Here is a 19088-nt window from a genome sequence, read left to right as displayed (position 1 = left end):
TCACGGCTCGAACTTGTAGCCCAGACCCCGCACGGTCACGATGAAGCGCGGCGCGGACGGCTCCGGCTCGATCTTGGAGCGCAGCCGCTTGACGTGCACGTCCAGCGTCTTGGTGTCACCGACGTAGTCGGCGCCCCAGACCCGGTCGATGAGCTGACCGCGGGTGAGCACCCGGCCCGCGTTGCGCAGCAGCAGCTCCAGCAGCTCGAATTCCTTCAGCGGCAGCTGCACGGCCCCGCCGTCGACTGTCACCACGTGCCGCTCGATGTCCATCCGCACCGGCCCGGCGGCCAGCGTCGGCGCACCCGCCTCGGCCACCTCCGGGCTCTGCCGGCGCAGCACCGCCCGGATCCGCGCGACCAGCTCCCGCGGCGAGTACGGCTTCGTGACGTAGTCGTCGGCGCCGATCTCCAGCCCGACCACCTTGTCGATCTCGCTGTCCCGGGCGGTGACCATGATGATCGGCACGGCGGAGCGCTGCCGCAACTGCCGGCAGACCTCGGTCCCCGACATCTCGGGCAACATCAGGTCGAGCAGCACGATGTCGGCGCCGGTCCGGTCGAACTCGGTGAGGGCGTCGGTGCCGGTCGCGGCGACCGAAACCTCAAAGCCCTCCTTACGGAGCATGTACGACAAGGCGTCGGAGAACGACTCCTCGTCCTCGACCACGAGAACGCGGCTCAACGGGGATTTCCTTTCCATTTGCTGTCAGACCTGCCGTAGCCCAGTCGGACCGGATTCGATCCCAACCGGCGGCAGTGTCGCCAGGAGGTCGTCCGGTGGACTGGCGGGCAGCCGGAGGGTGAACGTCGATCCACCACCAAGAGTGCTCGACACCTCGACCCGTCCGCCATGGTTGCTCGCAATGTGTTTCACGATCGCCAGGCCGAGCCCGGTGCCGCCGGTGGCACGGGAGCGGGCCTGGTCGGCCCGGTAGAACCGCTCGAAGATCCGGGCGACGTCGGTGGGGGCGATACCGATGCCCTGGTCGGCGACGGCGATCTCGACGTGCTCGTCGTCGCCGCGGAGGGTCACCCGCACCGTGGTGTCCTCGCCCGAGTAGTTGATGGCGTTCTCCACCAGGTTCGCCACCGCCGTGGCGAGTTGGGAGTCGCTGCCGTACGCGGTGAGACCCCGCGCCCCGTCCACTGTCACCGCGACACCCCGGGCGGAGGCCGTGGTTCGGGTGCGGTCGACCACCTCGGCGATCACCCAGTCCAGCGCGACCGGCTCCGGTGGCGGCTGAGGCTCAGCCCCCTGCAGCCGGGTCAGCTCCAGCAACTCCTGCACCAGCCGACCCAACCGGGTCGACTCGTGCTGGATCCGCTCGGCGAACCGGCGGGCGGCCACCAGGTCCTCGGAGAGGTCGGGCGCCGCCGCGTCGGCCGGCTCAGTCGCGTCCAGCAACGCCTCGGCGAGCAGCTGCAGGGCCCCGATCGGGGTCTTCAGCTCGTGGCTCACGTTGGCCACGAAGTCCCGTCGTACCCGGGTCAGCCGGTGCGACTCGGTCACGTCGACCGCCTCGACCGCGATGAAGCCGTTGCCGAGACCCATCGCCCGCAGGTGCACGCCGAGCGGGTTCTCCCCCGCACTGTCGCGACCTCGGGGCAGGTCCAGCTCGATCTCGCGTCGCACGCCGGTGCGTCGCACCTGGCCGGCAAGGGTACGGATCAGCGGGTGCGCGGCGATTGAGCCGGGAGTGCTGCCGGTACGCAGCAGCCCCATCGCGCGGGCGGCCGGGTTGATCAGCACGGGGACGTCGTCGTTGTCCAGTACCACGACACCGGCCCGGAGTGAGTCGATCGTCCGGCGGCCGAGCCCGGCCTGCTGCTCGTCGGCTATCGCGGGCCTCCCCCTGCTCCAGCGGAAGCTGACGCTCCCCGTCGACGTGGAGTGACCGTCCCGCCTCGGCAGGAACCGGGGCAGCAGCAGACCGGCGGCCATCCCGGCCACCAAAGCCAGGGCCACCACGACCGCCACCGCCCACTCCACCCGGCGATCGTAGGGTCATTGTTAACCTGGCTACCACACAGAACGGGACGAACTACCCTCACTTACGGAAGTGTTCACCCCCACGTCTGGCGTCGTTCACCGTGGTTCATCCGGGATCCGTCCGCGCGCCCTACCGTTGGCGTCGCACCTGCTCAACCCCCTGCGCCGGCACCCGTCGGCGGCGACCGACCACAGGACGTGATGATGCGCGACGAGTTCCGGGCCGACCTCCAGATCGTCAGCCAACTGCTGGTGGACATGGCGGAGGGCGTCCGCGCCGCCATGCGCCAGGCCACCCGGGCCCTGCTGACCGCCGACCGGCAGGCCGCCGAGACGGTCATCGAGCGGGACGCCGAGATCGACGACCTCTACCGGCACGTCGAGGAGCGGGTCTGTGACCTGCTCGCCCGACAGGCGCCGGTCGCCTCCGACCTCCGGGCGATGATCACCGCGCTGCACGTGGCCGCTGATCTGGAGCGGATGGGCGACCTCGCCGAGCACGTGGCGAAGACCGCGCTACGCCGTCACCCCTCCCCCGCCGTCCCGGCCGAGCTGCGGACGGTCTTCACCGAGATGTCCGAGATCGCCGACCGGATGGCCGTGAAGATCGGTTCGGTGCTGGCGAAGCCCGACGCCGACCTCGCCGGCGAGCTGGACCGCGACGACGACGCCATGGACGAGCTGCACAAGAACCTGTTCGCCGTGCTGCTCGGCGACGACTGGCCGTACGGGGTGGAGACGGCGATCGACGCCACCCTGTTGGGCCGCTTCTACGAGCGCTTCGCCGACCACGCGGTCAACGCCGGTGAGCACGTGATCTACCTGATCACCGGGGAGAGCGCGCCCAGCAGTAACTGACCGGCACGAAAAGGGGCCCCTCGCCATCGCTCTCCGCGATGACGAGGGGCCCCTTTCTGGCGGCTCAGCGCCCCTGGTTGGCCACCGCCGCGGCGGCGGCCTTCGCGGCGGTCGGGTCGAGGTACGTGCCGCCCAGAGTGAGCGGACGCAGCTGCGGGTCGAGGTCGTAGCGCAGCGGGATGCCCGTCGGGATGTTCAGCTTGGCGATCGCCTCGTCGGAGATCTGGTCGAGGTGCTTGACGAGGGCGCGCAGCGAGTTGCCGTGCGCGGCCACCAGCACCGTCCGGCCGGCCAGGATGTCCGGCACGATCGAGTCGTACCAGTAGGGCAGCATCCGGTCGACGACGTCCTTGAGGCACTCGGTGCGCGGCATCAGCTCGGTCGGCAGCAGCGCGTAGCGCGGGTCACCCACCTGCGACCACTCGTCGTTGTCGTCGATGGGCGGCGGTGGCGTGTCGTACGACCGGCGCCAGAGCATGAACTGCTCCTCGCCGTACTCGTCGAGGGTCTGCTTCTTGTTCTTGCCCTGCAGGGCGCCGTAGTGGCGCTCGTTGAGCCGCCACGACCGGCGCACGGCGATCCAGTGCCGGTCGGCGGCGTTGAGCGCCAGCTCGGCGGTGCGGATCGCCCGGCGCATCACGCTGGTGTGCACGACGTCCGGCAGCAGGCTGTGCTCGCGCATCAACTCGCCGCCGCGCCGCGCCTCGCCCTCGCCCTTCTCGGTCAGGTCGACGTCCACCCAGCCGGTGAAGAGGTTCTTGGCATTCCAGTCGCTCTCACCGTGTCGCAGCAGGACCAGCGTCCCGACGGTGGGCCCTTCGCTCGCAGTCATGCGGATCATCCTGCCTCAACCGCCCGGCGGACACGCGGGCAGCCGTCGTGACGACCACCACGTGAAAAAGCTGATGACCAGCGGATCCGGCCACCACTAGGGTCGTAAGGCACGTCAGTCACATCGGTCATTACTTGCAAGCGGGGCGCCATATGCGGACGATGCGGAGTTGGTTCCGGGACACCACCGGCGGCTTACCGACCACCTTCTGGTACCTGTGGTCGGGCACCCTGATCAACCGACTCGGCTCGTTCGTCCTGGTCTTCCTCGCCATCTACCTGACCCAGGAGCGTGGCTTCTCGGCCTCGCAGGCCGGCCTGGTGATCGGTCTCTGGGGTGTCGGCGGGGCGTTCGGCACCACCGCCGGCGGCACCCTCGCCGACCGGTGGGGCCGCCGGCCGACGCTGCTCACCGCCCACGTGGGCGCGGCGGCCATGATGCTCGGGCTCGGACTGGCCCGGGATCTCTGGGCGGTGGCGTTGGGCGCGCTGCTGCTCGGCATGTTCGCCGAGGCGGCCCGGCCCGCGTTCGGGGCGATGATGATCGACGTGGTGCCGGCGAAGGACCGGCTGCGCGCCTTCTCGCTCAACTACTGGGCGATCAACCTCGGTTTCGCCTGCGCCGCCGTTCTCGCCGGCCTCGCCGCCCAGGCCGACTACCTGCTGCTGTTCGTGGTCGACGCGGCCACCATGCTGGTCACCGCGCTGATCATCTTCAGCAAGGTGCCGGAGACCCGACAGGCCGGCCCCGCCACCGCCGTCACGGCAGCGGCGGCTCCGCGCGGCGCCCTGCGGACGATCCTCACCGACCGGGTCTACCTCGGCTTCGTGGCACTCAACCTGTTCGCCGCGCTGGTGTTCCTCCAGCACATCTCGATGCTGCCGATCGCGATGGGCGACGACGGTCTGAGCCCCGCCACGTACGGCTCGGTGATCGCGCTCAACGGCATCCTCATCGTGGTCGGCCAACTCTTCGTGCCCCGGCTGATCCGGGGTCGGAGCCGCTCACACGTGCTCGCGCTGGCATCCGTCGTGATGGGCGTGGGGTTCGGGCTGACCGCGTTCGCCGGCACCCCCTGGTTCTACGGGCTGACAGTGCTGATCTGGACGGTCGGCGAGATGCTGAACTCGCCCTCCAACTCCACGCTGATCGCCGAGTTGTCCCCGGCCGAACTGCGAGGTCGGTACCAGGGTGTGTTCTCCCTCTCGTGGCAGATCGCCGGGGCCAGCGCGCCGATCCTCGGTGGCCTCGTGCGCGAGCACGCCGGCAACGACACCCTCTGGTACGGCTGCGCCGCGCTCGGCCTCCTGACCGCGGTGGCCCACCTGGTGTCGGGGCCGGCCCGGGAACGGCGTGCGGCAGCGCTGCGCCGCTCCGGTGAGGCACTGGCACCGACTGCCGCCTCCCGTGCGCCACAGCCCGCCGAGGCGTAATGAGTGGCGCGGCGGTGCCGGAGTTCCTACTGTGCAGGTGGAAACAGTTAACAACCTGAACTGTCGGGAGGTCGGGTGCACGCCCTGCGGCGCTGGTGGCACGACACCGCAGGCGGACTACCCGCCACCTTCTGGTACCTCTGGGCCGGCCTGCTGATCAACCGGGCCGGCGCGTTCGCGATGCTGTTCCTCTCGCTCTACCTCACCGACGTACGCGGCGCGAGCGAAGGGTTGGCCGGCACAGTGGTCGGCGCGTACGGAGCCGGTGGGGCGGCCGGAGTGCTGCTCGGCGGGGTGCTCGCCGACCGGTGGGGACGCCGGGCGACGTTGCTCGCCGCGCACCTGGCCACTGTCGGCCTGATGGTGGCCCTCGCCTTCACCCGCCCCCTGCTGCTGATCGCAGCGCTCTCCGCGCTGATCGGCGTGGTCCACTCGATGCCCAGCCCGGCATTCGTGGCGGCGATCGTCGACGTGGTGCCCGCCGAGCGCCGCTCACGGGCGTTCAACCTTCAGTTCTGGGCGTTCAACCTGGGCATGGCGGTCGCCTCCCTGCTCGCCGGGGTCCTGGCCGAGGCGAGCTTCACCGCACTGTTCCTGGTCGATGCGGGCGCCACACTGACCGCCGCCGCCGTGATCGCCTGGAAGGTGCCGGAAACCCTGCGGTTGGCCCGGCCAGCGGCCGGCCTCCCGCCCACTCCCGGCGCGGCGCCGAAGTCCGTCCGGCCCCGTCGGCCGGGACTGCACACCGCGCTCACCGACCGCACCTTCCTGGTCTTCGTCGGGCTCACCTTCGTGCTGGCCGTACTCACCATGCAGACGTCGACCATCATGCCGCTGGCCATGCGCGCGGACGGCCTGGGCCCATCGGCGTACGGGCTGGTGGTCGCGCTCGGCGGCGCGCTGATCGTGGTCGGGCAGTTGTTCGTGCCCCGGCTGATCGACAGGCACCGCAAGGACGTCGTGCTGGCCGCCTCCACGGCGCTGCTCGCGCTCGGTTTCGGGGCGCTGGCCATGGCCGACGAACTGGCCATCTACCTGGGTGCCGCGGTGATCTGGACGGTCGGCTCGATGCTCGCCGCCCCGCCCAACGCCCAGATCAACGCGGACCTGGCGCCACCGCAGCTCCGAGCGCGCTACCAGTCGGTCTTCTACCTGACGTTTCCAGCCGCGGCCTTCGTCGCGCCCACCCTCGGCGGGGTGAGCCTCCAGCACCTCGGCGACCGGCACTGGCTGATCGTGGGCGGGCTCGGTCTGCTGGCCGCCCTCGGGCACCTGCTCGCCGGACCACCCCGGGAGCGGCACGTCGCCGCGCTGCGCCGGGTTGTCGAAGCGAAGCCGACGACCCCCGCGGACCGCGTACCAACCGGATAACCGACGCAAAGCGCCCACCACGACCCTGAGGTCGTGGTGGGCGCTCGCCGGCGGGGCCGGCGGCGGCGGGCAACACTCACCCCCGTAAGCATCGCCCGCTCACGCCGCCGGTCCAAACAGGTGGGAACCGTCCCCCAACGGTTATTCCACCCGTCCCCTCGCGCCTCGTCTGGTGCGCGGATCTGATCGATCCGCCGCTCCCCCGAACGTTTCCAAACGTGGCGCGGTGCAATAAAGCTAGTTCGCCCGGATTCTGGATTCAACCCAGAACGGCTGTCTCGCCGGTCACAACTGGCGAGTATCCGCTGCTCCAGCCTCGTCCGTTGGCAACAGCCGGGTACCCGTCGGCCATTCCCGCAAACACCTCAACCGTCTTCCCGATCGGGTGACTCGGTCCGGAAGAAGCTGCTCTGGCGGCCGTCCCGCAACTGTTCCTGATAAATCAGGTTCAACCGCCGCAGGTCAAACGTGTAGAACCACTCATCCCAGGTGATCTCGCGAATCCGGCTGCTTTCCCGGTATCCGGGAATGTTGAAGGTCAACACACCCGCCCGGCCATCCCGCTCGGTGCCGGCGATGGTCGCCGGCCTGGCCCCGCGTTCCCGGGCCCACCGCTGGATCACCTCGTGGTTCGCCGTGATCAAACTCCGTCCCGGGCGCTCTGGCCGGTCCATCATCGACGAGATCACCTGCGAACTGCGGACCGACCGCCCCGTACCCCGTCCGGTCCGGATCCCGCCGGCCGCCGTTCCGCCACCGGTCGACGGCGTCAACGTGCGCTTGGCCGGTGCGCTCTTGGCCGGTGCGGTGCGCTTCGCCGTGGTGCGCTTCGCCGCCGCGCTCTTTGCCGCCGTGGTGCGCTTGGCCGCCGCGCTCTTGGCCGCCGTGGTGCGCTTGGCCGCCGCACTCTTTGCCGGCGTGGTGCGCTTGGCCGCCGCGCTCTTGGCCGGCGTCGTGCGCTTCGCCGCCGGCCGCGCCGATGCCTTCTTCGCCGGCGCCTTCCGCGCGGGCGCCGTACGCGCCGTCGCTGTCTTGCGGGCCGCCGTGGTCCTCTTCGCGGCGGTCGTCTTCTTCGCCGCCGCCGTCGACTTACGCCCGGCGGTCGCCTTCGTCGCGGCGGCCCGCTTCGCGGGCGCGCTCTTGTTCGCCGGCGCGGCCTTCGCGCGGCTCGACGCCGGCCTGGCCGCCGACTTCTTGGTGGCGGCGGCACGACCGGCCGACGCCCTGGTGCCGGCGGCCCGGCCCGACGGGCCGGTGCTGCTCCGACCCGCGCCGGCCCGCATCGAGCGCACCAGCTGTTTCACCAGCTCGGGCTTGCGCAACGCGGAGATCCCGGAGACCCCGCGTTTGCGCAACTGCCCGCGGATGTCGTCCACCCGCATCCGGGAAATCTCCGACTCGGAGACTCCGGGCGTACCCGGCGTCTGGTTGCCGGCCTGTCGCTTCGTCCTGGTCGCAGTCGCGCCGCGACCTGAGCTGTTCCGCTGAGCCATGGGACGCTCCGCTCCTTGGCACTCCGTCATCGGCGCGCGGGGGTCCCTTGCCGCACCGCGCGGTGCGGCATACCCGTCAGGAGCACTCCGAACCACAGTCAACTCGCCATGATCGTGCCGCATCCAGGATCGAGTGGCATCGCCGCGACGGCGACACCACTACTTCCTGGTTCGAGCACGACCATGGGATGCGACCCGGGGCCAGGGCGCGTGGCGCGGGGCGTGGCGCGTGGCGCGCGGGGCTTGACGCGTGGCGCGCGGGGCTTGACGCGTGGCGCGCGGGGCTTGACGCGTGGCGCGCGGGGCTTGACGCGTGGCGCGCGGGGCTTGACGCGTGGCGCGCGGGGCTTGACGCGTGGCGCGCGGGGCTTGACGCGTGGCGCGCGGGGCTTGACGCGTGGCGCGCGGGGCTTGACGCGTGGCGCGCGGGCGCCGGGCGCCGGGGGTGGGTCAGGTTGGGTCGGGGCCGGCGCCGGAGGGCTCGAAGAGGTGGGCGAAGGCGGCCAGGTTGGCTGTCGACTCGCCCCGCTTCACCCGCCACTCGTACTCGCGCCGGATCGAACTGCCGAAGCCGATCTCCAGCATCGTGTCGAACGACTCGTCGGCGTACGTGAGCACAGCGCCGAACAGTCGGTCCAACTCGTCGGCGTCCACGCCGGCCGGGTTGACCCGACCGGTCAGGTACACGTCGCCGACCGCGTCGGTGGAGAAGGAGACGCCGTACATCCGGGCGTTGCGCTGCAACAGCCAGGCCCACAGCTCCTCGCGGCGCTCGTCCGGCTGGCGCATCACGAACGCCTCGACCCGCAGCGCGTGCTCGCCGACGATCAGGTTGCAGATCGTCTTGAGCTTGTGGGTGCCCGGCAGCGTCACCGCGTACGAGCCGGGGCCGGTCGACTCCCAGGCCAGGTCCCGCTCGGCGCAGACCGACTCGATCAGGGTCGCAAGATCGCTCTTCGGGCTCACCGGACCCACTCTACGACCGACTCGGCCCGCGCACCGGGTGACGACTGGCGCCCGGGTCACCAGGAGCAGGAGAGCGCCGGGTCACCCGCCAGGTCGGCCGCGAGCCGGGCGCGGTGCCCGGCGATCGCCTCGCCGTAGACACCGAGCAGACCGTCGACGGTACGGTCCCAGGAGAAGTGCCGGGCGTGCTGCTCGGCGCCTCGGGCCAGCACCGACCGCAGCGCCCGGTTCGGCAGCAGACTGCCCATCGCGCGAGCCCAGTCGACCGGGTCGTGACCATCGATGAGTACGCCACTGACCTGGTCCCGGACGGCGGTGACCAGCCCTCCGACGGCGGCGGCCAGCACCGGCGTACCGCAGGCCTGCCCCTCCAGGGCGACCAGCCCGAACGATTCGTTGTGCGACGGCACCGCGACCAGGTCCGCCGCCCGGTACAGGGCCGGAAGGTCGTCCCCGGTGAGCGGCGGCAGGAACCGCACCCCGTCGCTGACCCCGAGCTTGGCGGCCAGCTCGATCAGGGCGGTCGGCCGGTCCAGCCCACTGCCGCTGGGCCCGCCGCAGATCACCACTGTCACCTGGTCGGCCAGCGCCGGATCGCGCTCCCGCAGCGCGGCGATCGCGCGGATCAGCACGTCGGGGGCCTTGAGTGGCTGGATCCGACCGACGAAGGCAACCACGTACCCGTCGACGGGAAGCCCCAGCCGGCGGCGGGCCTGGCGGGCGGCCGCGGACCTGTCACCCGGCGCGGGCCGGAACCGGGCCAGGTCGACACCCGGCTGCACGACGGACACCCGGTTCGGGTCGGCGTCGTAGCGGTCGAGCAGGTCTCTGGCCTCGACCCGGGTGTTGGCGACCAACCGGTCCGCCTCGGCGACGACCTGCTCCTCGCCGATGACGCGGGCCTTGGGCTCCGGCCGATCCCCGGCCGCGAGCTGGGCGTTCTTGACCTTCGCCAGGGTGTGCGCGGTGTGTACCAACGGCACCCCCCAGCGCTCCTTGGCCAGCCAACCGACCTGGCCGGAGAGCCAGTAGTGGGAGTGGATCAGGTCGTAGTGGCCGGGCGGACGGGACGCCTCGGCGCGCAGCACCCCGGCGGTGAAGGCGCAGAGCTGACCGGGCAGTTCCTCCTTGGTGAGGCCCTCCAGGGGGCCGGAGGTGATGTGTCGGACCTGCACTCCGGGCGCCATCTCGACCACCGGGGGGAGGTCACCGGAGGTGGCCCGGGTAAAGATCTCCACCTCCACGTTGGCCTCGGCGAGACGCCGGGCGACTTCGAGGATGTAGACGTTCATTCCGCCGGCATCACCCGTGCCGGGCTGGTGCAGGGGGGAGGTGTGTACCGACAGGGTCGCGATGCGGCGTGGCCGGGGCCACGGCCGGGCACCTCGCTGACGCCCGACACCGGTGTGCATTTCCGCCACATCCGCTCCTTCTTCACGGTTGATGCCGTCTCGCACGACCGGCGCTTCTCGGTCAACCTGTACGCCGGATGTCATCTTCCCCATCGGGCTTCGGAAATTCCCCGGCGCGGCCCCTCGGCGTGACGGACCTCATCACCGAACGCCCGCCAACGGCTGCCTACGCCCGGTCGGGGCGGGTCGTACGCCCGCTGTGACAATGTCGGGATGACCTCAGTCGCCATCGTCACCGGAGCGTCCAGCGGGATCGGCGCGGCCACCGCCCGCCGGCTCGCCGCCGACGGCTTCCACGTGCTCGCCGCCGCCCGCCGCGCCGAACGGCTCACCGACCTGGTCACCGAGATCACCGCCGCGGGCGGGCAGGCCACGGCCGTGACCTGCGACGTCACCTCGGACGAGTCGGTGGCCCGGCTGGCCGAGGCCGCCGCCCAGGCACCCGGCCCGGTCACCCTGCTGGTCAACAACGCTGGCGGAGCGCGCGGGCTGGACCCGGTGGAGTCCGGCTCGGTCGCCGACTGGCAGTGGATGTACGACGTGAACGTGCTCGGCACCCTGCGGGTCACCCAGGCGCTGTTGCCGGCGCTGGAAGCCTCCGGCTCCGGAACCATCGTGGTGGTCTCCTCCACCGCCGGCCTGACGGTGTACGAGGGTGGCGGCGGCTACACCGCCGCGAAGCACGCGCAGACCGCCATCGCCGGCACGCTCCGCCTGGAGCTGTGCGGCCGACCGCTGCGGGTCATCGAGATCGACCCGGGCATGGTGAAGACCGACGAGTTCGGGCTGGTCCGCTTCGAGGGCGACGCGGAACGGGCCGCCGCCGTCTACGCCGGGGTGCCGGGGCCGCTGGTCGCCGAGGACGTCGCCGACTGCATCGCCTGGTGCGCCACCCGTCCCGAGCACGTCAACATCGACCGGCTGGTCGTCCGGCCCCGGGCACAGGCCGCCCAGCACAAGGTGCACCGGGTCGGCCAGTGAAGCCCGGGCAGTGACGTCGGGATGAGCGGCGCGGCGCGGCGCCGGCCGGTCGGCGTGGTCACGCGCGGCACGACGAACCCGAACCGGCTTCGTCGGGTGGACAACTGGATCGTCGCCACCTGCGCCGACCGGCTGTTGGCGGCGGACGACCCCCTGGTGGTCGACCTTGGCTACGGCGCCACCCCGGTGACCGCTGTGGAGTTACGCGCTCGGCTGGCGGCCGGGGTCCGTCCGGACGTACGGCTGGTCGGGTTGGAGATCGACGCGGCCCGGGTGGCGGCCGCGGCGGGGGCCGCCGACCCACCCGGGCTGATGTTCGCCCGGGGTGGGTTCGAGTTGGCCGGGCTCCGGCCGGTGCTGGTCCGCGCGTTCAACGTGCTGCGACAGTACGACGAGAGCGAGGTGGCCGAAGCCTGGCAGACGATGACCGCCGCGCTCGCCCCGGGCGGAGTGCTCGTCGAGGGCACGTGTGACGAGTTGGGGCGACTCGCCAGTTGGCTGCTGATCGACGCCGACGGCCCCCGGACGCTGACCCTGGCCGCGAAGCTCACCACGCTGGGCAGCCCTGCCGAGCTGGCCGAGCGGCTACCCAAGGCGCTGATCCACCGCAACGTTCCCGGTGAGCCGGTGCACGCGCTGATCCGCGCCCTGGACGACGCCTGGCAGGCCGCCGCCCCGTACGCCACCTTCGGCCCCCGCCAACGCTGGCTGCACGCGGTGACCCGCCTTCGCGAAACAGGCTGGCCCATCCTCGACAACCCCACCCGCTGGCGCCAGGGCGAACTAACCCTCCCCTGGCCCCTCCCCTAACCCACACCCCACACCCCGCACCCCCGCACCCCCGCACCCCACACCTGGCACGCCGATCTTGCACTTTCGGTTGGCGATTTGGCCCTTTTTCAGCCCTTATGTCACCGCAGAAAGTGCAAGATCGGCGGGAGCGGGCGGGAAGGCAGGGGCGGGGGCGGGAGGGCGGCGGGGGTTAGAGGGTGCAGTTGATGAGGACTGGCTCGGGGTGCAGGGTTACGCCGAAGCGGGCGTGCACCTGGTCGCGGATGGTGGCGGCCAGGGTGAGCAGGTCGCTGGTGTGGGCGGTGCCGCTGCGGTTGGTCAGGGCCAGTGTGTGCTTGCTGGAGATGGCCACCCCACCCTCGCCGGGGTGGCCCTTGGCGAAACCGGCCTTGTCGATCAGCCAGGCGGCGCTCACCTTGACCAGGCCGTCCGCCCCTGGCCAGGCGGGCGGGTCGCCCAGCTCGGCGGAGCGTTCCAGGAGCTGTTCGTACGTCGCGCGGTCGAGCACCGGGTTGGTGAAGAAGGAGCCGACCGAGCGAGTGTCCGGGTCGTTGGCGTCGAGCACCATCCCCTTGCCCGCCCGCAGGCGCAGCACCACCGCTCGGGCGTCGGCCAGCGGCACCTGGTCGCCCACCTCGACACCGAGGGCTCGGGCGAGCTCCGCGTAGCGCACCGGCCCGGAGAGCGGAGACCTGGTGAGTCGGAAGTCGACTGAGAGCACCACCCAGCGGTCCATGTACTTGAAGATGCTGCCCCGATAGGCGAAGCCGCACTCGGCGGCGGGAATGACCTGACGGGTGCCCTCGACCCGGTCGTACACCTCGACGCCGGTGATCGTCTCGGCGACCTCCTGGCCGTACGCGCCGACGTTCTGGATGGGGGTGGCACCGGTCGAGCCGGGGATGCCGGACAGGCATTCCAGCCCGGCCCAGCCGTTGGCGATCGTGGCGGCGACCAGGTCGTCCCACGGCTCGCCGGCGTCGACCCGTACGGTGACCGAGGTGGCGTCATCGGCGATGACCCGCATGCCGCGGGAGCGCACCAGCACGACGGTGCCGGGAAAGCCGGCGTCGCCGATCACCACGTTGCTGCCCCCGGCCAGGATCAGGACCGGCTCCGCCGCGGCGCGTACCGCCTGGACGAGTTCGTCGGCACTGCCGGCGGCCACGATCCGCTCGGCCGGCCCACCCGTTCGGAGGGTGGTGTAGCCGGCGAGTGGACCGGGGATGGCACGATCGGCGTCGGTTGTCGGCTGGGCGGAGGCGTCTGGCACGCCCTTCACCTTAGGCTGACAAGTAGCCGTGGCACCCACTGGTCGCCCGGCACCCCCGGGAGGATGGCGATGAGCAGACTGCAGGGCAGCAAGGATTTCTGGATCGGGGCGCTCCGGACGGAGGGTCCGGCTTTCGCGGCAGCGGTGGCCGAGGCACCGCCGGAGACACCGGTGCTGTCCTGTCCGGGCTGGACGGTCAACGACCTCACACTGCACATGGCCGGCATCTACCACTGGGTTTCGTCGTTCGCCGGTTCCGGCCAGACCAGCCAGCCGCCTCGGCGGGAGAAGATCGAGGCTGACCCGGCCGTGAACGCGCTCCAGTTGTGGCAGCAGGGTTACGACAGGGTGATGACCCTCTTCGACGGGCTCGACCCCGAGGCGTCGGCGTGGAACTGGGCCCCGCAGCCGAAGAAGGCCGGCTTCTGGCCGCGTCGGATGGCGCACGAGACGGCTGTGCACCGTTGGGACGCCCAGCTCGCCATCGGGGCTGGTGACCCGGTGGAGGCGAAGCTCGCGGCCGACGGGGTGAGTGAGGTGCTGGACACGTGGCTGCCGGCGGGCCGGCGGCAGGTGCCCGGTGACTGGCACGGGGTGGTACAGCTCTGCGCGACCGATGCGGCCCAGGAGTGGTATCTGCGGTTGCGCGGCGAGGGGGTGGCGCTGCTCGACACCGCTACCATCTTCGACCACGACGATCATCACGCTCGCGCCCAGGTCAGCGGCACTGCGAGCGACCTGCTGCTGGCGCTCTGGGGTCGGGTGAGCTTCGAGACGCTGGACGTCGCCGGTGACCACACCCTGTTGGACGGTCTGCGCACCGGCTGACCGACCCATCACGAACGAGGGCGTCACCCCATTCGGGGTGGCGCCCTCCGTCGATGTCGGGGGTTCCGCCGGCTGCCGGACGCCGCACCGGCGGCGAGCGTTCATCACGGGACCGCAACGCTGAGAGAGCGCTCTCTTGACAGTGGGTTGACGACCCACCACCCTGTCGTGAGAGCGCTCTCTTAGCCATCTGCCATCACCCGCCCGCCTTGAGAGAGGTCGATAACCCATGGCTGTCTTCCCGCGCCGCCGCCTCGCCGCGGTGGCCCTCGCCGCCGCCACCGCCCTGCTCGTCACCGCTGGCTGCGGCGGCGGCGACGAGCCGGGCGACGGACCGGTCACCCTGACCGTCGACGTCTTCGGCCAGTTCGGCTACGAGCAGCTCTACCAGGAGTACATGACCGCGAACCCCGGCGTGAAGATCGTCGAGCGCGGCACCGGCACCAACCTCGACGAGTACTCGCCGAAGCTCACCCAGTGGCTCGCCGCGGGCCGGGGCGCCGGCGACGTGGTGGCCATCGAGGAGGGCCTGCTTGTCGAGTACAAGGCCAATCCCGCGAACTTCGTCAACCTGCTGGACCACGGCGCCGCCGACCTCAAGGGCAACTTCCTGGAATGGAAGTGGAACGCCGGTCTGACCGCCGACGGCAAGCAGCTCATCGGCCTCGGCACCGACGTCGGCGGCATCGCCATGTGCTACCGCAAGGACCTCTTCGAGAAGGCCGGCCTGCCCACCGAGCGCGACGAGGTCTCCAAGCTCTGGCCCACCTGGCCGGACTACATCGCCACCGGTGAGAAGTTCGTCGCGGCCAAGACCGGCGCGTCCTTCCTCGACGCGGCCACCAACACGTTCAACACGATCCTGCTGCAGACCGCCGGCAACAGCAGCGGCTACAGCTACTACGACACCAGTGAGAAGCTGGTGGTTGACAGCAACCCGGCCGTACGACAGGCCTACGACACCACAATGGACATCATCGACTCGGGCCTCTCCGGCAAGTACGGATCCTGGTCGGAGGAGTGGGTTTCGGCCTTCAAGCAGTCGAAGTTCGCCACCATCGCCTGCCCCGCCTGGATGACCGGCGTCATCGAGGCCAACGCCGGCACTGACGCCCAGGGCAAGTGGGACATCGCCCAGGTGCCCGGCAACGGCGGCAACTGGGGTGGATCACACCTCGCCGTGCCCAAGCAGAGCAAGCAGCAAGCCGAGGCGATCAAGCTGGCCAAGTTCCTCACCAGCGCCAAGGGGCAGATCGGGGCGTTCAAGGCCAAGGGTCCGCTGCCCTCCTCGCCGCAGGCGCTCGACGACCCGGCGATCACCGGCGCCACAAACGCGTACTTCTCCGGTGCGCCGGTAGGTGCCATCTTCGGCACCGGCGCGAAGAGCCTGAAGCCGGTCTACATGGGCCCGAAGAACCAGGCCGTACGGACCGAGGTGGAGAACGCCGTGCGGACCGTGGAGCTGGGTCAGCGCAGCCCCGCGCAGGGCTGGACCGACGCGGTGACCAACGCGAAGAAGGCCGCCGCCAAGTAGCCCGAGCGAGCGTGCGGGCGGGCCTCGGAGCAGAGGTCCCGCCCGCACGACGGAAAGGAGTTCTCGGGCATGACCGTCCAGCTCGACGCCCGCCCGCCGGCCCCACCGGCAACCGCTAACCGCCACCAATCCTCGGGTCGGCTCAGTCGATTCGACACCCGCTTCTCCCCGTACCTCTACATCGCCCCATTCTTTCTGATCTTCGGCATCTTCGGGGCGTACCCGCTGGCGTATACCTTCTGGGTCTCGCTGCACGACTGGGACCTGCTCGGAGCCGACCATCCCTTCGTCGGGGCGGAGAACTACACCCGACTGCTGGCCGACGTCGACTTCTGGCACGCGCTGGTCAACACGCTGGGGATCTTCGTCATCTCCACAGTTCCGCAGTTGCTGGCGGCGCTCTGGCTGGCCAACCTGCTCAACCGGGGCCTGCGGGGGCGCACCGGGTGGCGGATGGCGGTGCTCGTCCCCAATGTCACGTCCACCGCCGCGGTGGCGATCGTGTTCGGGGTGCTCTTCGGCCGCGAGTTCGGGATGATCAATTGGCTGCTCGACCTGGTCGGGATGGACGCGATCGAGTGGAAGTCCAACCGGCTGGCCTCCTGGGTGGCCATCTCGGCCATGGTCGACTGGCGGTGGACCGGCTACAACGCGCTGATCCTGCTGGCCGCGATGCAGGCCATCCCCCGCGACCTGTACGAGGCGGCGGCGATCGACGGCGCCAACCGGGCCCGGCAGTTCTGGTCGGTCACAGTGCCGCTGCTCAAACCGACGATCATCTTCTGCGCCATCATCGCCACCATCGGCGGTCTGCAACTCTTCACCGAGCCCCGGATGTTCCACTCCGGCACCAACCCGATCCGCGGTGGGCCGCTGCGCGAGTCGCAGACGCTGACCATGTACATGTTCGAGAACGCCTTCGCCCCGCACTACAACTTCGGGTACGGCTCGGCAGTGGCCTGGCTGCTCTTCGCGCTCATCGCGATCGTCGCGGCGGTCAACGTGCTGCTCCTGCGCCGCCTCGGCGGCGGAGCGCGCCCCAGCGCCCGGAAGGGAACCACCCGATGAGCCGGCTCTGGCGGGCCAGCCCGCTCACCTACCTCGCCCTTGTCGTCGCCGTCGGCCTGTCGGTCTTCCCGATCTGGTGGATGTTCGTCGTCGCCAGCCGCAGCAACGACGCGATGGGCCAACTCCCACCCCCGGTCACCCCCGGCGGCAACCTGGGCGCCAACATCGCCCGCCTGTTCGACAACACCGACGCGTACTTCCTGACCGGCCTGATCAACTCGGCGATCGTGGCCACCACTGTGACCGTCTCCGTGGTGTTCTTCTCCAGCCTGGCCGGGTTCGCCTTCGCCAAGCTCAGGTTCCGTGGCCGCAACGCCCTGCTGCTGGTGATCATCGCGACCATGATGGTGCCGACGCAGCTCGGCGTGATTCCGCTGTACCTGCTCATGACCAAGCTGCAGTGGAACGACCGGCTGCCGGCGGTCATCGTCCCGGTGCTGGTCACCGGGTTCGGGGTGTTCATGATGCGGCAGTACGCCGGCCAGGCCATCAGTGACGAACTGATCGAGGCCGCCCGGATGGACGGCTGTGGCACCGCACGGATCTGGTGGCACGTCGTGCTGCCCGCCCTGCGTCCCGCCGCCGCCGTCCTCGGTCTGCTCACCTTCATGACCACCTGGAACGACTTCCTCTGGCCGTACGCTGTATTGAACGATCCGGCGAATCCGACAGTGCAGCTGTCCCTACGAGCGCTGTCGGACGGGTACTACCAGGACATGTCGCAGGTGTTCACCGGAACGGCCATCGCGACGTTGCCCCTGCTACTGGTCTTCGTGTTGTTCGGCCGGCAGATCATCGGCGGAATCATGGAAGGTGCGGTCAAGGCGTGAACGAGCGGAGCGAGCCAACCAACCAGCCCAGTAACGAGATCCGGTTTCCCGAGAACTTCCTCTGGGGGGCGGCCACCGCCGCGTACCAGATCGAGGGTGCGGCCCGCGACGACGGTCGCGGTCCGTCCATCTGGGACACCTTCAGCCGTACGCCGGGCAAGGTGTACCAGGGCCACACCGGCGACGTCGCCTGCGACCACTACCACCGGTACGCCGACGACGTGGCGCTGATGGCCGAGCTGGGCCTTCGGGCGTACCGGTTCTCGGTCGCCTGGCCGCGGATCCAGCCCGACGGCACCGGCCCCGCCAACCCCCGTGGGCTGGACTTCTACGACCGACTCACCGACACGCTGCTCGCGCGGGGAATCGATCCGATCGTCACCCTCTACCACTGGGACCTGCCGCAGTCCCTCGGCGACCGGGGCGGCTGGACCAACCGGGACACCGCAGAACACTTCGCCACCTACGCCACGGCTGTGTACGCGCGCCTCGGCGACCGGATCGACGTGTGGACAACGCTCAACGAGCCGTGGTGCTCGGCCTACCTCGGTTACGCCAACGGCCTGCACGCCCCGGGTGAGCAGGATCCGGCGGCGGCCTTCACCGCCGTACACCATCTGCTGTTGGGGCACGGCCTGGCGGCGCGGGCGTTGCGGGCGGCCGGCGCGCGCAGCGTGGGCGTCACCGTCAACCCGGCCGACGTACGCCCGGCTGACCCGCAGAGCGCCGCCGACGCCGCCGCGGTTCGCCTGGTCGACGGCCTGCACAACCGGATCTTCCTGGACCCGCTGCTGGCCGGCGGCTACCCGGACGACGTCCGCGAGCACGTGGCCCGGATCGTCGAGCCGACGTTCATCCGCGACGGCGACGAGAAGGTGATCGCGGCCCCGATCGACCTGCTCGGGATCAACTACTACGCCCCGAGTTACGTGGCCGGTCGGCCCGACGGCGCCGGCAACGGCGCGTACCCGGGCACCGAGGGTGCTGTGCACTTCCTGCCGCCGGCCGGGCCGCTCACCGACATGGGTTGGATGATCGAACCGGCCGGGCTCACCCGTCTGCTGGAGCGGATCGCCGCCGACTACCCCGGTGTGCCGCTGCTGATCACCGAGAACGGCGGGGCGTTCCCCGACAAGCCGGGCGCCGACTCGCCCGACGGCCCGACGCAGGTGATCGACGCCGATCGCATCGCCTACCTCGACGGGCACCTCCGTGCCGCGCACGAGGCGATCTCCCGGGGCGTGGACCTGCGCGGTTATCTCGTATGGTCATTCCTGGACAACTTCGAGTGGGCGGAGGGTTACCGCAAGCGGTTCGGGATCGTGCACGTCGACTACCTGACCCAGCGGCGCACACCGAAGGCCAGCGCCCGGTGGTACCAGGAGGTGATCTCCCGGAACGGGCTGTGACGAGCGGGGGAAAGCG

Annotated in this window: 18 protein-coding genes; 11 read left to right on the top strand and 7 right to left on the bottom strand. The window is 70.6% G+C overall.

Annotation, left to right across the window (positions count from 1 at the left end; genetic code table 11):
* Together OG992_RS23790 and OG992_RS23785 are read right to left on the bottom strand one after the other, a co-directional pair.
* The gene (locus OG992_RS23790) at positions 1 to 684 is read right to left on the bottom strand and encodes a response regulator transcription factor (protein WP_030329696.1); all 684 of its coding nucleotides are present in this window, start codon (positions 682 to 684) and stop codon (positions 1 to 3) included.
* A 24-nt stretch (positions 685 to 708) separates the two neighbouring features.
* A complete protein-coding gene (locus OG992_RS23785) occupies positions 709 to 1992 on the bottom strand; it encodes a cell wall metabolism sensor histidine kinase WalK (protein ID WP_266304352.1) in 1284 nt (427 codons plus the stop codon).
* 204 nt (positions 1993 to 2196) lie between these two features.
* Between OG992_RS23785 and phoU the strand changes: the two genes are divergently transcribed.
* Positions 2197 to 2850 (top strand): phosphate signaling complex protein PhoU, encoded by a 654-nt coding sequence (gene phoU, locus OG992_RS23780; protein ID WP_091403559.1) that lies wholly within the window; start codon positions 2197 to 2199, stop codon positions 2848 to 2850.
* Positions 2851 to 2914: 64 nt separating this feature from the next.
* Here the strand turns inward: phoU and OG992_RS23775 are convergent, their stop codons facing one another.
* The gene (locus tag OG992_RS23775) at positions 2915 to 3682 is read right to left on the bottom strand and encodes a phosphoglyceromutase (protein ID WP_091403562.1); all 768 of its coding nucleotides are present in this window, start codon (positions 3680 to 3682) and stop codon (positions 2915 to 2917) included.
* Positions 3683 to 3834: 152 nt separating this feature from the next.
* Here OG992_RS23775 and OG992_RS23770 point away from each other — a divergent pair, with 152 nt between their 5' ends.
* On the top strand, positions 3835 to 5115 hold the full coding sequence (locus OG992_RS23770) for an MFS transporter (RefSeq protein WP_238684519.1): 1281 nt from the start codon (positions 3835 to 3837) through the stop codon (positions 5113 to 5115).
* Positions 5116 to 5190: 75 nt separating this feature from the next.
* A complete protein-coding gene (locus tag OG992_RS23765; protein WP_266304351.1) occupies positions 5191 to 6486 on the top strand; it encodes an MFS transporter in 1296 nt (431 codons plus the stop codon).
* A gap of 365 nt (positions 6487 to 6851) precedes the next feature.
* Here OG992_RS23765 and OG992_RS23760 read toward each other — a convergent pair whose 3' ends face one another.
* Positions 6852 to 7130 (bottom strand): hypothetical protein, encoded by a 279-nt coding sequence (locus OG992_RS23760; RefSeq protein ID WP_266304350.1) that lies wholly within the window; start codon positions 7128 to 7130, stop codon positions 6852 to 6854.
* On the opposite strand from OG992_RS23760, the gene OG992_RS23755 reads away from it, so the two are divergent.
* Positions 7123 to 7974, top strand: coding sequence for a hypothetical protein (locus OG992_RS23755; RefSeq protein WP_266304349.1), 852 nt, complete (start codon positions 7123 to 7125; stop codon positions 7972 to 7974). The two genes, OG992_RS23760 and OG992_RS23755, sit on opposite strands and share 8 nt — an antisense overlap.
* Before the next feature lie 455 nt (positions 7975 to 8429).
* Here the strand turns inward: OG992_RS23755 and OG992_RS23750 are convergent, their stop codons facing one another.
* Together OG992_RS23750 and mshA are read right to left on the bottom strand one after the other, a co-directional pair.
* On the bottom strand, positions 8430 to 8945 hold the full coding sequence (locus OG992_RS23750; protein WP_266304348.1) for a YbjN domain-containing protein: 516 nt from the start codon (positions 8943 to 8945) through the stop codon (positions 8430 to 8432).
* A 56-nt stretch (positions 8946 to 9001) separates the two neighbouring features.
* Positions 9002 to 10366 carry a D-inositol-3-phosphate glycosyltransferase gene (mshA, locus tag OG992_RS23745; RefSeq protein ID WP_266304347.1) on the bottom strand — a complete coding sequence of 455 codons (1365 nt, stop codon included), beginning with the start codon at positions 10364 to 10366 and terminating at the stop codon, positions 9002 to 9004.
* A gap of 204 nt (positions 10367 to 10570) precedes the next feature.
* Here mshA and OG992_RS23740 point away from each other — a divergent pair, with 204 nt between their 5' ends.
* Positions 10571 to 11338, top strand: coding sequence for an SDR family oxidoreductase (locus OG992_RS23740; RefSeq protein ID WP_266304346.1), 768 nt, complete (start codon positions 10571 to 10573; stop codon positions 11336 to 11338).
* A gap of 21 nt (positions 11339 to 11359) precedes the next feature.
* Positions 11360 to 12148 (top strand): class I SAM-dependent methyltransferase, encoded by a 789-nt coding sequence (locus OG992_RS23735; protein ID WP_266304345.1) that lies wholly within the window; start codon positions 11360 to 11362, stop codon positions 12146 to 12148.
* Positions 12149 to 12320: 172 nt separating this feature from the next.
* On the opposite strand, the gene OG992_RS23730 is transcribed toward OG992_RS23735, so the two are convergent.
* Positions 12321 to 13403, bottom strand: coding sequence for a UDP-N-acetylmuramate dehydrogenase (locus tag OG992_RS23730; protein ID WP_323181909.1), 1083 nt, complete (start codon positions 13401 to 13403; stop codon positions 12321 to 12323).
* A gap of 69 nt (positions 13404 to 13472) precedes the next feature.
* Between OG992_RS23730 and OG992_RS23725 the strand changes: the two genes are divergently transcribed.
* The 5 genes from OG992_RS23725 (at position 13473) to OG992_RS23705 (ending at position 19072) form a co-directional block, all read left to right on the top strand.
* The gene (locus OG992_RS23725) at positions 13473 to 14231 is read left to right on the top strand and encodes a maleylpyruvate isomerase family mycothiol-dependent enzyme (RefSeq protein WP_266304344.1); all 759 of its coding nucleotides are present in this window, start codon (positions 13473 to 13475) and stop codon (positions 14229 to 14231) included.
* A gap of 229 nt (positions 14232 to 14460) precedes the next feature.
* A complete protein-coding gene (locus OG992_RS23720) occupies positions 14461 to 15765 on the top strand; it encodes an ABC transporter substrate-binding protein (protein ID WP_238683134.1) in 1305 nt (434 codons plus the stop codon).
* A 69-nt stretch (positions 15766 to 15834) separates the two neighbouring features.
* On the top strand, positions 15835 to 16833 hold the full coding sequence (locus OG992_RS23715; protein WP_238683133.1) for a carbohydrate ABC transporter permease: 999 nt from the start codon (positions 15835 to 15837) through the stop codon (positions 16831 to 16833).
* The gene (locus OG992_RS23710) at positions 16830 to 17663 is read left to right on the top strand and encodes a carbohydrate ABC transporter permease (RefSeq protein ID WP_238683132.1); all 834 of its coding nucleotides are present in this window, start codon (positions 16830 to 16832) and stop codon (positions 17661 to 17663) included. The genes OG992_RS23715 and OG992_RS23710 overlap by 4 nt, the downstream gene beginning before the upstream one ends.
* A complete protein-coding gene (locus OG992_RS23705; RefSeq protein ID WP_238683131.1) occupies positions 17660 to 19072 on the top strand; it encodes a GH1 family beta-glucosidase in 1413 nt (470 codons plus the stop codon). Before OG992_RS23710 ends, OG992_RS23705 begins: the two co-directional genes overlap by 4 nt.
* The last annotated feature ends 16 nt before the right edge of the window (positions 19073 to 19088 follow it).

This window comes from Micromonospora sp. NBC_00362 (genome assembly GCF_026342155.1).
GTDB classification, from domain to species: domain Bacteria; phylum Actinomycetota; class Actinomycetes; order Mycobacteriales; family Micromonosporaceae; genus Micromonospora; species Micromonospora hortensis.
The sequence above is the reverse complement of the archived record's forward strand: the minus strand, read 5'-3'. Positions and strand labels throughout refer to the sequence as shown.

Bases quoted from the DNA above. Each gene is read 5' to 3' on its own strand.
- phoU (WP_091403559.1), top strand. From the start codon at position 2,197: ATGCGCGACGAGTTCCGGGCCGACCTCCAGATCGTCAGCCAACTGCTG.
- OG992_RS23775 (WP_091403562.1), bottom strand. From the start codon at position 3,682: ATGACTGCGAGCGAAGGGCCCACCGTCGGGACGCTGGTCCTGCTGCGA.
- OG992_RS23770 (WP_238684519.1), top strand. From the start codon at position 3,835: ATGCGGACGATGCGGAGTTGGTTCCGGGACACCACCGGCGGCTTACCG.
- OG992_RS23740 (WP_266304346.1), top strand. From the start codon at position 10,571: ATGACCTCAGTCGCCATCGTCACCGGAGCGTCCAGCGGGATCGGCGCG.
- OG992_RS23735 (WP_266304345.1), top strand. From the start codon at position 11,360: ATGAGCGGCGCGGCGCGGCGCCGGCCGGTCGGCGTGGTCACGCGCGGC.
- OG992_RS23725 (WP_266304344.1), top strand. From the start codon at position 13,473: ATGAGCAGACTGCAGGGCAGCAAGGATTTCTGGATCGGGGCGCTCCGG.
- OG992_RS23720 (WP_238683134.1), top strand. From the start codon at position 14,461: ATGGCTGTCTTCCCGCGCCGCCGCCTCGCCGCGGTGGCCCTCGCCGCC.
- OG992_RS23715 (WP_238683133.1), top strand. From the start codon at position 15,835: ATGACCGTCCAGCTCGACGCCCGCCCGCCGGCCCCACCGGCAACCGCT.
- OG992_RS23710 (WP_238683132.1), top strand. From the start codon at position 16,830: ATGAGCCGGCTCTGGCGGGCCAGCCCGCTCACCTACCTCGCCCTTGTC.